Here is a 12,216-nt window from a genome sequence, read left to right as displayed (position 1 = left end):
GGTTCGCGTCGGCGAACGGCGTGCCCTGCACGGTGGAGACGGGATCGGCCCCCGGCGATGCCGTGGCCGACCAAGGCAGCGATCGCGGCCGCGGTGGCAATGATGATCTGTCGCTTCATGCTGTCCACGGTCGCCGGGTACCAGCGCAAGAGAAAGATCAATTGACCCCAGTATGTTGCGCAATTTGGACGCTCTGGGGACACGATGAGCGTCTGGTCTCGCCACGTCTCAGCAGTGTGCGATGCCTGGTGAGTAGCCGTCCGCTGCGACCGGCGGAGTGTCGACCCAGAAGTCGTAGATCCAGCGGCCGTTGCTGAGCTTGTCCCAGGTCCGAAACTGCTGAGTGCGGTTGGATGGGTTGTAGTTCATGCCGTCCCAATCTCCATTGTTGACCTGGCAAACGATCTCCAGTACGTCGCCAGGCCATCGGGATGCGACCGCAGTGGCACCGGTGTTTGGCGCGACGCGTTCCCACACGCCTTCAGTGGCCGAGGCCGAAATCGGGTAATGCCAGACCGGTGATGCGGGCGGGTTCTGCCCAGCGTTGCCGCTTGTGGGGGTGCTTTGCGGCGCTGGTGCGCCAGTGGTGACGTTCACGGCCGGACGCGATTTCTCCGTGCTGGCTGTCGTGGGACTGATCGACCCGCTCGGGCCTGCGCCGGTCAGACCAGACGTGGTGGCGGTAGACGCCGACGTCAGGCTGGCGGTCGGGCGCAGTGGACGGTCATCGAAGGTCCCTGTCGGCCACGCCGCGGGCGGCTGAGCGGTCGGTTCCGGTTCTTCGATGACGTTCCAAATCCAGACGGCCGCGGTAGTCAGCAACAGCGCCACCACGAGGGAGCCGATGGCCGCCCGCCGCCTCTGGCGCTCCATGCGAGTCTTCGGAATGGGCAACGCTACCGATTTGGGATCGTTCGAGCCTTCCTCGTACGCCTCGTGGAGTCTGCGTACGCGGTCTTCGACGACCCCGGCCATACCCGGATCGCCCCACGGGTCTTCCGCCACGACAAAGGCCGGATACTCGTGGGACGGCGGCGTCAGCTCAGGCTCAGCCGAGTCTGGCTCGGCAGGCACGGCGGATCGGTCAGCGTTCGCCTCACGAATTCGATGCACCGCCCGGACGAAGGCGTCAACGACGCTGGCATCGGCGCCCATGGCACGAACCAGCCCGGCGAACTGATCTGTATCGCGAGGCACGTTCGCGCCGCGTATCAGATTGCGCACTTGGTTGGGCGAGTAACCTGACCGTTCCGATAGCAGCCTGATGGCCCGATTGCGGCGGCTGTGTAACGCGCTCAACTGCGCACCCAGGCTCGCCTTGTCCGTGATCGTTTCCGGATCGACTTCGAGGGCCACTGCGGCTGTCCTCCCCAGGATCGGCTGCTGGCCACCATTGTGCCGCACAGAGCAATCTGCATTGGACAAACTATTGGCCGATCAAAGTGCCAGCTCAAAGCACAGTGGCAACCTCAACTGATCCAACCACTGACGCCACGTCTCCACGGGAAACGACCGGGTCCATGCTGGGGTCAATTGATCTTTCTCTTGCGCTGGTACCCGGCGACCGTGGACAGCATGAAGCGACAGATCATCATTGCCACCGCGGCCGCGGCCGCGATCGCTGCCTTGGTCGGCCACGGCATCGCCGGGGCCGATCCCGTCTCCACCGTGCAGGGCACGCCGTTCGCCGACGCGAACCTGCGCGACGAGCCCGAAGGAGCGGTCATCGGCACCGCCAGCGCAGCCAGCGTCTACACCGTGACCTGCTACCGGGTCGGCGATCACCAGGTCGCCGGACCGGGCGGAACCAACCCCTACTGGGACCAGGTCACCGACAGCGCCGGCAACGAGGCTGGCTGGCTCGCCGACGTCTGGCTCAACACCGGAGCCGACATCAACACCCAGGTCGAACCGTGCGCCGCCGCCAACCCTCTCGGCCGCCTGCACACCAACACACCCACAACGTCAACCAGTAACTACGCAGGTCAGCTCTATTACGCCGAGGTCGGCTCAGGGCTCACCTACGCTCGAGGAAGATGCACCACAGGATTTGCTGTCACAGGTCCCGGTGATCGCAGTTACCTCGTGACCGCTGGGCACTGCGTACTCACATCGGGGGGAGCGGTCTACAGCAAGGAAGGCAGGTTCCTGAACGGCGGCGTTGATAACTCCAGCAAGTTCGGAACGTTCGCCGAGGTCGACGCTGCTAGCGATGTTGGGCTCATCGACGCCCCGGCTGACCCGCGAGTAGCAGACGGTCCCACCGGCGGCCGCTTCGTCAAGTACGCGTCGGGCGTCGCCCGTGATCTGCGTGTCGGCCAGAGCTTGTGCGTGTCCGGGGCGGTCACCGGTGTTCGATGCGGACTCGAAATCGTCGCTTTTCAGACGGACTACCTGAAATTCAAGGGCATGATCAAGGTCAAGGTGCCAGCCGGAACGGTGGGCGCATGCCACGGAGACAGCGGCGGGCCGGCGTTCGTGGTGGATCCCGTCCAGCCTGGGCTGGTCCTCGCGGTCGGGACGATCACCGGCGGCAACCACATCAAGGACGGCGGGACCTGCTCCGACTCGACTTCAGAAGACCCTCAGTACCTCTACATCAGCCCGATCCAGCCCGCGCTCGATCGATGGCATCTGACTCTGCAGGCGACCGGTGCCGATACCGTGCCGCTGCCTCCGGGCGGGCCGGTCATTGCGTAATCCCTAGGTTAGGAAACCTCCGACCATGCCCGTACGCCGGGGGCTCGAGTGGGCAACGAAGGGCACACCGGGCGGCGTGCAGGTCGCTGGTCCCGGCCGGGCCGCGGGCCTCGCCGCGGGCGCGGCGACGGCGGAACAGGTCCCAGTCGGTGAGGTAGCCCCGGCGGCTGGTGTACGCGCCGCCGGAGGAGTTCGGGGGATCCACGGCTCGCTGTTGTCGTCCTCGCCGAGCCACTTGGGGGCTTTAGCCTTGTAGACGCGCACGACGTTGGCGCCGATGGCGCGGTCGCGCCACAGGTGGGTGATGATCTCGTCGGTGCTGGCGCCGCAGCTGCCCCGCTGGGCAAGGAACATGACCAGCTCGGAGAAGAATGGCTGGCGCTCCTCCGGCGGTGGCCCGGACGCCTCGATGTGGACGGGGCCGAGGAAGGCGATCGCCGGGCGGGTGCGGTCGGCGGAGTGCCGGACGGTGAAGTCCTCGTCGAGGTCCAGGTCGCTGGCGGTGCGCGGCCGCGCGGCCAGCGCGGTGAGGACGGGCGGCGGCCGCAGCCAGTGGAGGCTGCCCGTCGTCGACTTCGTCCTGGTCGTCGCCATCGGCCAGCCCCAGGTCGGGCTTGTCGTCGGCCGTCTCGACCTCGGCCTGGTCGGCGTCTTCGACGAGGAGGACATGGGCGCGGCGGGGCAGTGGACCGGCCCGGAAGTGATCGGGCGCCGCCTCGCGGGGCGAGCCGACGTCGGGATGTCCGGCGAGCACTACCTCGGTGGGCGCGGGCGGGTACTGGGCGACGATCCGGTGCAGCGGATCGTCGCCCGGCTCGGGTGGGAGCGAGGGGACCGTGGCCCAATGGCTCACCGGCAGGGCTGAGGAGCGCCCCGGAGCAGTGGCCGTGCATGCCCTGTGCCGAGCCAGGTGAGCGTCGACACGACGGCCAGGTGCTCGGTCACCGGCTGGGTCGCCTTGTAGCCGCGCATCATGTACGCGGTCTGATCGCCGTGGACGGCGTAGGTGAGTACTCCGACCGCGTCGGCCAGTCCGCGACCATGCCCTGCCAGGTGCCGCTGGGCATGCGTAGCACCGCAGGTAGTCGGCCACCGGAGTGATGCAGGTGGCACAACAGGTGGTTCGCGGCCTGCGTACGGGGTTGCGGAAGAAGCCGCCCGCTCGGGCGATCAGTCGCTGTTCGAGCTGGTCGAGGGCGGCCGCGTCGAGCATCTCAGGCGAACAGAATCCGGCGGACGTCCTCCGCCTCGGCGTCGAGGCTCGCCCGGAGTTCGCCGACGATGCGTACGACGTCCTCCAGGCCGCACGCGACGTGGATGCCGGGGCGTTCCACGAGGTCGCGCGCCCACTGAGTGGCCATCACCACAGCATCGGTCAGGATGACCGGCCGCCCGTGGCCGACGGCCATCCGGGCCTGAGCTCGTGCGCCGCTGGTCTCGCCGGCCTCCACCACGATCGTGGCGATCCCGTAACCGGACATGGTCGCGTTGCGCATGAGGAAGGTGTGCTTCTGCGGCGGGGCGTCCGGCCAGAACTGTGACAGCAGCAGGCCGCGTTCGGCGATCTCGTCCTGGAGGCGGCGGTTCGTCGCCGGGTAGTACTCGCGGATTCCCGTGCCGATCACGGCGACGGTTCGTCCGTCGCGGGCCAGCGCCGCCCGGTGCGCGGCCGTGTCGATCCCCTGCGCGAGACCGGACACGACCGTCATGTCCAGGCGTACGAGTTCCTCCGCAATGGCTGCGGCGACGCGTAGGCCCTGCTCGCTGGCCTTCCGTGAGCCGACGACGGAGACTCCGAACTCGGCGGGCCGCAGCTCGCCGCGAGCGAACAGCACCGGTGGTGCCTCGTGCACTCCGCGCAGGCGTGCCGGATAGTCGGCGTCGAGAACTGTCACGAAGTTCAATTCGGACTGCTGCCAGGCGGCGATGTCCGCGGCCGCCTGTTCGATCGGGTCGGCCTCGCCGGGAGTCGGGAGCAGCGACGCCGGCCGGGTCCGTTCCCAGAGCTGCGTGCTGGTCCCGTCGGCGACCACCTCCGCTGTGATCTCGGGCCAGGTCATCTTGTCCGGCCGCGTGCGTAGGAGGGCGACCAGAGTCGCCTGCTCCAGAAGGCCAGCCGTCATGGCCGACAGCTTAAGGCCCGCACGGTGAACCCCGCCGGAGGCTGCGACCGTGGCACGAAGATCGTCACGGTCGCCATCCTTCCGGCGGGGTACGACACTTCCTCGACCGTCTCTCACCTAGGAGCGCCTGAGCGAACTGGTGAGGCGACTGAGGCGGATCAGGAGTCGACGCGGGTCGTCTCCGGGGTGACCTTCCCGGTCGTCGCGGCCGGTTCCGACGGCGGGTTCGCCTTGCCGCCGTTGCGGACGAACAGCACAGTCAGCGTTGCTACGGCCAGCACGATCAGTGGCAGCACCATGGTGCTCTTCATGGCCGCGGTGAAGCCCTCGTGGAACGTCTTGAGGGCCAGTTCGACGATGGCCTGCGGCGTGTTGGGCGGCAGCGCCGCGCCGCTCTGCCCGGCGCCCACCTCCAGGCTGCCCGAGCTGGCGTCCTTGAACGCGTCGATGAATCGGCCTTGCTGGTCCGGTGGCAGCGCGGTCGCGTTGGTCTGCGCGCTGTCGGTGAGGTGGGTGACGAGCTGGTTCTGCAGGAGCGCGCCGACTGCTGCCGAGCCGATGACGCCGCCGAGCTGGCGGGTGGTGTTGATCATGCCGGAGGCCGCTCCGGCGACCTGCGGCTGGACGTTGCGCATCGCGATCGTCTGCAGCGGGGCGAAAGTGCAGCCCAGGCCGAGCCCGGCGACGAGCAGGCCGGGGATCAGGTCGCCCCGGTTGGAGTTCACCTGTGCCGAGAAGACCACGATGCTCAGGCCGATCACCCAGAGGCTCAGGCCGAAGAAGAGCACCCATTTGCCGCCGGTCTTGTCCGACAGCCGTCCGGCGAGCGGGGCCACGAACATCGAGACGAGCGACATCGGCGCGACGGCGAGGCCGGCTTGGAGCGCGGTCAGGTTCAGCACCGACTGCAGGTAGATGATCAGCGGCAGGAACAGGCCGAGCATGCCGAACGCGATCGCGGCGACGACGCCGTTCATCAGCGAGAAGTTGCGGTCGGCGAAGATGCGGAACGGCACCAGCGGCTCGCGGTTGCGCTGGGTGTACTGCTGCCAGAGGAAGAGCGCGAGCACGATCACCCCGGCGCCGATGATCATGGGGATGGTGATCGGGCCCCAGACCTTGCCCCAGTCGTGCGACTGGCCCTCGATGAGGCCGTAGCAGATGAGGAAGAGCGAGATCGTGATCAGCAGGGTGCCCACGTAGTCGAGCTGGTGTTTGCGGTTGAGTCGCAGGTCGGGCATGACGATGACGGCCATGATCAGGGCGATGATGCCGACCGGCACGTTGACGTAGAAGATCCAGCGCCAGTCCCAGTTGGTGACCAGCCAGCCGCCCAGTGTCGGACCGGCGACCGTGGCGACGCCGGCGACGGCGCCCCAGATGCCGAACGCCGCGCCCCGTCGTTCCGGCGGGAAGATGACGGTCAGCACGGACAGGGTCTGCGGGGTCAGCAGCGCGCCGCCGACGCCCTGGATGACTCGGAACGCGATCAGCTGGCCGGGGTTCTGCGCGAGGCCGCAGGCCGCCGAGGCGAGCGTGAAGATGATCAGGCCCAGGATGAACAGCCGTTTCGCACCGTAGAGGTCGCCGAGGCGGCCTGAGGTGATGAGTAGCACCGCGTAGACCAGGATGTATGCGTTGAGGATCCAGAGGATCTGATCGAGTGAGGCGCCGAGCCGGTCGATCATGTCCGGGATCGCGATGTTCACGATCGTCGTATCCAAAAGGATCATGAAGAACCCGAGGCAGAGTACGCCCAGGATGAGCCACGGGCTGTGTTTGGTCTCCGGCGGCCGGCCGGGTCCTGAGGTCATGGTCGCGATCTCCAGTCGAAGTGTGATCTCCACCCGTAGCCTCGTCCGGCTGAGCCCAAACGTCCAGGGAATCGCCAATGTTGCTCAGCTCTTACTCGCGGACGTATACTCGCCAACGAGTAAAGGTGAGTAAGTCGCGAAGAACCGGGGAGGGGCGATGGCGAAGCGGCGCAAAGTCGGCAACATGCTGGGGCTGGCGATCCTGGCCAACCTCCTCGCCAAGCCCATGCATCCCTACGAATTGGCGACCGAGCTGCGCGAGCGGGGCAAGGACCAGGACATGCCGATCAAGTGGGGCTCGCTCTACACCGTGGTCGGCAACCTGGAGAAGCACGGTTTCATCCGGGCCGTCCAGAGTGAGCGGCAGGGGCTGCGGCCGGAGCGGACGATCTACGAGATCACCGACGCCGGGCGCGCCGAGCTGACCGACTGGATGCGCGAGATCGTCGGCGTCGCCGAACGGGAGATCCCGCGGTTCGAAGCCGGGCTGTCGCTGATCGGCGTACTGGCGCCGGACGAGGTCATCGCGTTGCTGGAGCAGCGGCTGGCCAGCCTCGACGACCAGCTCGCGACCGCCAAGGCCAACCTCGACTCCACTCCGGTTCCCCGGATCTTCCTGCTGGAGGCCGAATACGACCTCGCCGTACGCCGAGCCGAGGCCGACTGGATCAGGGGACTGCTCGGCGAACTGCGGGACGGCACCATCCCGGGCGCACAGCAATGGCGGGAATGGCACGAGAGCGGGGCCGACCCGAGCCGGCTGCTGAGCTTCGTGGACGAACTGACGGCCGAGGGGAGACCGAAGGCCTGACGAAAGAACCCCGGCGCGGTGCTGCAACACCTCGCCGGGGCCAAACCAGAGCGAACCGAACCGCGAGGCGGCCCGATTGCCCGGTCGCACCAGCAAGGATAGCCGTCTCGCCGGTCCGGTCCGCGTACGCACCGGAGGAGAAGATGCGAGACATCCCAGGGCCGGCCGTCGTGGCCGAGGCCCTCGTCAAAACCTATCCCGGCGACGTCCGGGCGCTGGACGGGCTGTCGCTGACCGTCCGGCCGGGCGAGGTGTTCGGGCTGCTCGGCCCGAACGGCGCCGGCAAGTCCACCACGATCAAGATCCTGACGACGCTGGCCCGGCCCGACGCCGGGACGGCGACCGTCGCCGGGTTCGACGTGCTGCGCGAACCTGATCGCGTACGCCGGGTGATCGGTGTGGTGGCGCAGCGTTCGGGTGCCGATCCGGCTGCCACCGGGCGGGACAACCTGATGCTGCAAGGCCGCCTGTACGGGCTGTCCGGCGTACCGCTGAAGAAGCGGGTGGCCGAGCTGCTGGACCGGTTCGGTCTGACCGGAGCGGCCGGGCGAGCGGTCAAGACGTACTCGGGCGGCATGCAGCGGCGGCTCGACGTGGCGCTGGGCCTCGTGCACCGGCCGCAGGTGCTGTTCCTGGACGAGCCCACGACCGGGCTCGACCCCGAGGCGCGGGCGGCGATGTGGACCGAGATCGCCCGGCTGGCCGCCGACGACGCGCTGGCCGTCGTGCTGACCACGCATTACCTGGACGAGGCGGATCGGCTGGCCGCCCGGCTGGCGATCGTCGACGCCGGTCGCGTCGTGGCCGAGGGCGCACCGGAGACGCTCAAGGGCGAGCTGCGCGGCGACGCGGTCCATCTGCGGCTGCGGCAGGCCGCCGGAACCGAGGTGGCGACGGTGCTCGGCGGTCTGCCGGGCGTACGCGAGATCACTGTGGACGGTGTGACGGTGAGTGCTCGGGCGGACGACGGGGCGGCGGCTGTGCCGGGCGTCCTCGCCGCGCTCGACCGCGCGGGCGTTCCGGTGGCGTCGGTGACGGTCGCCCGGCCGTCGCTGGACGACGTGTACCTGCGCTACACCGGACGCCGGTTCACCGCCGACAAGATCGCCGACAGGACCGCCGAGAAGACGGCCGCGAACACGCTGGAGGTGGCGGCATGAACCTGCTGACGCAGACCTGGTGGCTGACGCACCGGCGGCTCAAGGCGCTGTTCCGGCAGCCCGGCGTACTGGTCATCACGCTCGTGCAGCCGGCGGTGTGGCTGTTCCTGTTCGGTGCCCTGTTCAAGCGGATCGTCGAGCTGCCCGGCTTCGGCGCGGGGTCCTACCTGGACTATCTGATTCCGGGCGTGGTGGTGATGAACGCCGTCTCGGCGAACATGTGGTCCGGCATGGGCGCCATCGACGAGATTGAACGCGGCACGCTCAACCGGTTCCTGGTCGCGCCGATCCGGCGCAGCGCCATCGTCAACGCCGGCGTCATCGAGGCGGCGGTCAGCACGATCGTCCAGTCGCTGATCATCGTGGTGCTCGGCCGGCTCGCCGGAGCCCAGTTCCCGGGCGGGCTCGCCGGGGTCGCGGCGCTGCTGGCGGCGTGCGTACTGCTCGGGACGGTGTTCAACGGCCTGTCGACGGCGATGGGTCTGGCCGTGCGGCAGCGCGAGACGATCATCGGGCTCAGCATCTTCCTGCTGCTGCCGCTGACCTTCCTGTCGACGGCGTTCATGGCCGCGGCGCTGATGCCGGGATGGATCCGGCACGCCGCCGCCGCGAACCCGGTGAACTGGGCGGTCGAGATCGGTCGGACGGCGCTCAGCGCGAGTCCCGACTGGGCGGCCATGGCACGGTTCGGCGGAGGGCTGCTCGTGATCGCACTCGCGCTGGTCGCGCTGTCGATCCGCAGCTTCCGCGGCTACCAGAAGTCCATCTGACATCGAGGCGCTGGGGCCGCAGGTTTGCGGCCCCAGCTTGACACAGTGAGGGTAGCCTAACCTATCCTTGCGGTCGTGCCGCCGTTCCGTATCTTCCCGGTCCGTGTCGCCCGGGTCACGCCGCTCAGTCCCTCCTTCGTCCGGGTCACGCTCGCGGGCGAGTCGCTGCGCGACTTCGCCGACAACGGCTACGACCAGCGCTTCAAGCTGCTCCTCCCGCTGCCGGGCCGCGGGGTGAGCGATCTTCCGACGACAGGCGACTGGTACGCGCAATGGCGTGCCCTGCCAACGGAACGTCAGAATCCGATCCGGACGTACACGGTTCGCGCAGTGCGGACCGAGCCGGCGGAGGTGGACTTCGACGTCGCGCTGCACGGCGTCACCGGCCCGGCGTCGAAGTGGGCCAGCGAGGTCCAGCCGGGCGACGAACTGGCCGTCTACGGGCCTGACGCGCGCTACGACGGCGTACACGGAGGGATCGACTTCCACCCGCCGGCCGTGCTCGGCAGCGTCCTGCTGGCCGGGGACGAGACCGCCGTGCCGGCGATCGCCGGGATCCTCGAACGGCTGCCCGCCGACGCCCAGGGCGTGGCGTTGATGGAGGTGCCGGTCTCCGGCGACCACTTCCCGATCGCCGCACCGGCCGGGGTGACCGTGACCTGGCTGCCCCGCGACGGCCAGACGCACGGCGTACGCCTGATCGAGGCGGTCCGGGCGGCCGCCGAGCGGATGCTCCCCGTGCCGGTCGGCGCGAACGCCTCCACATTGGAGGACGTGGACGTCGATCAGCAGCTGCTCTGGGAGGTCCCGGAGACCGTCCCGGACGGCCGGTACGCCTGGCTCGCCGGGGAGGCCGCCGTCATCAAGACCCTGCGCCGCGCGCTGGTCACCGAGTACGGCCTCGACCGGGGCTCGGTGGCGTTCATGGGCTACTGGCGTCAGGGCAAGGCCGAGGGCGCCTGAGGGCGCCGGATTCAGATCAGGTCGGCCGGCGCGGACTCGTACGCCCGGTGCAGCTCCCGCATCAGTTCGGCGTCCACCGCGTACTCGTGGTCGCCGATCCGGGTTACGGCCGAGATGCCGCGCGAGTTGGTGACGAACGCGCTGGGGAAATCGGTGAGCTGCGCCAGGCGTATCACCTGATGATGCTGGGGGAGGGCGAGTCGCGGCTGAACCACCTGGAGGGTGATCCCGCGGAGCATGGGGGCCTGCGGCCAGACGATGGCCGCGCCGTCCCAGAAGCCGACGTTGGCGATCCCGGCCTCGGCCACCGCGCCGCCGGGAGTGACGAGCAGGGCGTCGCCGAAGCCGGTGCGAGCCGCGCGCCGCCCCCAGTACGCCTGCCCGAAGTCGTTGGTGCGCTTGAGATGCGCCACGGTACGCGCGTAGTCGACGGGCAGCAGGCTGGTCGACTCGGGGGCGATGAACGGCGGGCGGACCGTGACCACCGTGGTGACCGGATCGCCCGGCTGATCGCCGAAGTTCAGTACGCGCACCGACGCGTCGGCGAGATCGCCCAGCGCGTGCCGGATGAGCGCCCGTACGCGCTCGCCGTCGAACTGCGCGCCGAACAGCTCGTCGTCGGCCTGGGCGAGCCGGGCCAGGTGAAGGTCGAGGCCACGGACCCGGCCGTCGCGGACCTGCATCGCGGTGAAGTGCCCGAACGGGGCGAACGCCAGCGTCTCCAGCTGGGCCGGCGTCGCGGCGGCGCCGTCGACCTCGACGGTGATCAGATCCACCCGCGTCAGCCTAGTTCAGGACGTGGGTCTGTTCTGTGCGCGGGCCACGGACGCGACCGGGACGCTCTGCCGAACATCCCGGTCGCGGCGCTGGTCAGGACTGGACGGCCGGTTTCAACACGTCCTGGCACCACTCTCGGAAGCCGGTGGCGGTGGCGAAGGCCGGGTCACGGGGCTCGGCTTCGTAGATTCCGTTGTTCTGGGCGTTGACCATGTCGGCCATGTCCTGGGCCAGTGCCGGGCTCGCACCACGCCGCACCATCCCGGCCTGTAACTCCGCCAGAGGCACGTGCTGGTAGCGCACGGTGCGGCCCAGCGTCTCGGAGATGATCTCGGCCATGGCGTCGGGGGTCAGGCTGTCCGGGCTGACCAGGGGAACGCGGGCCTGCCCGCGCCAGGCGGTGTCCAGCAGGAGCTCCGCCGCCGTGGCAGCCACGTCCCGGGTGGCGACGGTCAGCAGCGGCCGGTCCGCGATGTTCGCCATGGTGAACACCCCCTGCTCGCAGATCGGCTCGATCTGACGCAGCAGGTTCTCCATGAAGTACGGCAGCGCCAGGGCCCGGTATTGCACGCCGCTGCTCTCGATCAGCTCGTCCATGTCGAGCGCGGCCGACAGGAGCCCGGCCTCGTCCTGGTAGCCGTGGCCCAGCGAGGTGACGTGCACCATCCGTACGCCCCGGCTCGCGGCCTCCTGGGCTGCGGCCCGGGCGAAGTCCAGGTAGTAGTGCCGGGCGGGGCCGGCGTCGCGGAAACCAGCCGGGGGCACGAGCCAGAACAGCTGGTCGGCGCCTTCCAGCGCCTTCGCGATCGTGCCCGCCTCGGCGTGGGAGCCTGTCACCACCTCGACTTGCGCGCGCACGTGCGCTGGGAGGCGGAAGGGGTCGCGGACGATCACTCGAACCGGCTCACCTCGGTCCAGGGCGCGGTCCAGGACCTGTCGGCCGATGTCACCGGTCGGCGTAGTAATGACGATCACGAGTACCTCCATGCGTGGCTGTCGACTGTGGACCCCCAGGGGGTGCCGGGCGGTCGCTGTCGAGTGAACCCGGAGCAACGGCGCAGGTGAAGGACCACCTCGGTCGCGATTGATACCGTGGGG

13 protein-coding genes are annotated in these 12,216 nt (G+C 69.0%); 6 read left to right on the top strand and 7 right to left on the bottom strand.

The genetic code is table 11. From position 1 onward, the window contains the following. Positions 1 to 228 precede the first annotated feature (228 nt). Positions 229 to 1,356, bottom strand: a complete 1,128-nt coding sequence (locus AB0M47_RS30200; RefSeq protein ID WP_363420016.1) for a hypothetical protein — start codon at positions 1,354 to 1,356, stop codon at positions 229 to 231. A 219-nt stretch (positions 1,357 to 1,575) separates the two neighbouring features. On the opposite strand from AB0M47_RS30200, the gene AB0M47_RS30195 reads away from it, so the two are divergent. Beyond that, positions 1,576 to 2,700 (top strand): trypsin-like serine protease, encoded by a 1,125-nt coding sequence (locus AB0M47_RS30195; RefSeq protein WP_363420014.1) that lies wholly within the window; start codon positions 1,576 to 1,578, stop codon positions 2,698 to 2,700. A 3-nt stretch (positions 2,701 to 2,703) separates the two neighbouring features. On the opposite strand, the gene AB0M47_RS30190 is transcribed toward AB0M47_RS30195, so the two are convergent. Next, positions 2,704 to 3,294 (bottom strand): hypothetical protein, encoded by a 591-nt coding sequence (locus tag AB0M47_RS30190; protein WP_363420012.1) that lies wholly within the window; start codon positions 3,292 to 3,294, stop codon positions 2,704 to 2,706. Here AB0M47_RS30190 and AB0M47_RS30185 point away from each other — a divergent pair. Then, a complete protein-coding gene (locus tag AB0M47_RS30185) occupies positions 3,227 to 3,565 on the top strand; it encodes a hypothetical protein (RefSeq protein WP_363420010.1) in 339 nt (112 codons plus the stop codon). The genes AB0M47_RS30190 and AB0M47_RS30185 overlap by 68 nt on opposite strands. Here the strand turns inward: AB0M47_RS30185 and AB0M47_RS30180 are convergent. The 3 genes from AB0M47_RS30180 to AB0M47_RS30170 all read right to left on the bottom strand — a co-directional run bounded on the left by AB0M47_RS30180 (position 3,550) and on the right by AB0M47_RS30170 (position 6,670). Continuing rightward, the gene (locus AB0M47_RS30180; RefSeq protein ID WP_363420008.1) at positions 3,550 to 3,813 is read right to left on the bottom strand and encodes a hypothetical protein; all 264 of its coding nucleotides are present in this window, start codon (positions 3,811 to 3,813) and stop codon (positions 3,550 to 3,552) included. The two genes, AB0M47_RS30185 and AB0M47_RS30180, sit on opposite strands and share 16 nt — an antisense overlap. Before the next feature lie 101 nt (positions 3,814 to 3,914). Continuing rightward, positions 3,915 to 4,823: a DNA-processing protein DprA gene (locus AB0M47_RS30175; RefSeq protein WP_363420007.1), complete on the bottom strand. Its 909-nt coding sequence runs from the start codon at positions 4,821 to 4,823 to the stop codon at positions 3,915 to 3,917. Between the two features lie 158 nt (positions 4,824 to 4,981). Further along, positions 4,982 to 6,670: a DHA2 family efflux MFS transporter permease subunit gene (locus AB0M47_RS30170; protein ID WP_363420005.1), complete on the bottom strand. Its 1,689-nt coding sequence runs from the start codon at positions 6,668 to 6,670 to the stop codon at positions 4,982 to 4,984. 124 nt (positions 6,671 to 6,794) lie between these two features. Between AB0M47_RS30170 and AB0M47_RS30165 the strand changes: the two genes are divergently transcribed. From AB0M47_RS30165 to AB0M47_RS30150, 4 genes are all read left to right on the top strand, one after another. Then, complete coding sequence (locus AB0M47_RS30165) at positions 6,795 to 7,448, top strand: PadR family transcriptional regulator (RefSeq protein WP_363420003.1); 654 nt, start codon at positions 6,795 to 6,797, stop codon at positions 7,446 to 7,448. Positions 7,449 to 7,591: 143 nt separating this feature from the next. Continuing rightward, on the top strand, positions 7,592 to 8,608 hold the full coding sequence (locus tag AB0M47_RS30160) for an ATP-binding cassette domain-containing protein (protein ID WP_363420001.1): 1,017 nt from the start codon (positions 7,592 to 7,594) through the stop codon (positions 8,606 to 8,608). Continuing rightward, on the top strand, positions 8,605 to 9,378 hold the full coding sequence (locus tag AB0M47_RS30155; protein ID WP_363419999.1) for an ABC transporter permease: 774 nt from the start codon (positions 8,605 to 8,607) through the stop codon (positions 9,376 to 9,378). Before AB0M47_RS30160 ends, AB0M47_RS30155 begins: the two co-directional genes overlap by 4 nt. A 75-nt stretch (positions 9,379 to 9,453) precedes the next feature. Then, complete coding sequence (locus AB0M47_RS30150; protein ID WP_363419997.1) at positions 9,454 to 10,341, top strand: siderophore-interacting protein; 888 nt, start codon at positions 9,454 to 9,456, stop codon at positions 10,339 to 10,341. 11 nt (positions 10,342 to 10,352) lie between these two features. Here AB0M47_RS30150 and AB0M47_RS30145 read toward each other — a convergent pair whose 3' ends face one another. After that, the gene (locus tag AB0M47_RS30145; protein ID WP_363419995.1) at positions 10,353 to 11,117 is read right to left on the bottom strand and encodes an aminotransferase class IV; all 765 of its coding nucleotides are present in this window, start codon (positions 11,115 to 11,117) and stop codon (positions 10,353 to 10,355) included. A gap of 94 nt (positions 11,118 to 11,211) precedes the next feature. Then, positions 11,212 to 12,093, bottom strand: a complete 882-nt coding sequence (locus tag AB0M47_RS30140) for an NAD(P)H-binding protein (RefSeq protein WP_363419993.1) — start codon at positions 12,091 to 12,093, stop codon at positions 11,212 to 11,214. Positions 12,094 to 12,216: the final 123 nt, after the last annotated feature.

The organism is Hamadaea sp. NPDC051192 (assembly GCF_040682475.1).
Taxonomy (GTDB): Bacteria; Actinomycetota; Actinomycetes; order Mycobacteriales; family Micromonosporaceae; genus Hamadaea; species Hamadaea flava.
The sequence above is the reverse complement of the archived record's forward strand: the minus strand, read 5'-3'. Positions and strand labels throughout refer to the sequence as shown.

What these genes read in the sequence shown, in the direction of transcription:
- AB0M47_RS30160 (WP_363420001.1), top strand. Translation starts at nt 7,592, where the DNA reads ATGCGAGACATCCCAGGGCCGGCCGTCGTGGCCGAGGCCCTCGTCAAA.
- AB0M47_RS30165 (WP_363420003.1), top strand. Translation starts at nt 6,795, where the DNA reads ATGGCGAAGCGGCGCAAAGTCGGCAACATGCTGGGGCTGGCGATCCTG.
- AB0M47_RS30175 (WP_363420007.1), bottom strand. Translation starts at nt 4,823, where the DNA reads ATGACGGCTGGCCTTCTGGAGCAGGCGACTCTGGTCGCCCTCCTACGC.
- AB0M47_RS30190 (WP_363420012.1), bottom strand. Translation starts at nt 3,294, where the DNA reads ATGGCGACGACCAGGACGAAGTCGACGACGGGCAGCCTCCACTGGCTG.
- AB0M47_RS30155 (WP_363419999.1), top strand. Translation starts at nt 8,605, where the DNA reads ATGAACCTGCTGACGCAGACCTGGTGGCTGACGCACCGGCGGCTCAAG.
- AB0M47_RS30195 (WP_363420014.1), top strand. Translation starts at nt 1,576, where the DNA reads ATGAAGCGACAGATCATCATTGCCACCGCGGCCGCGGCCGCGATCGCT.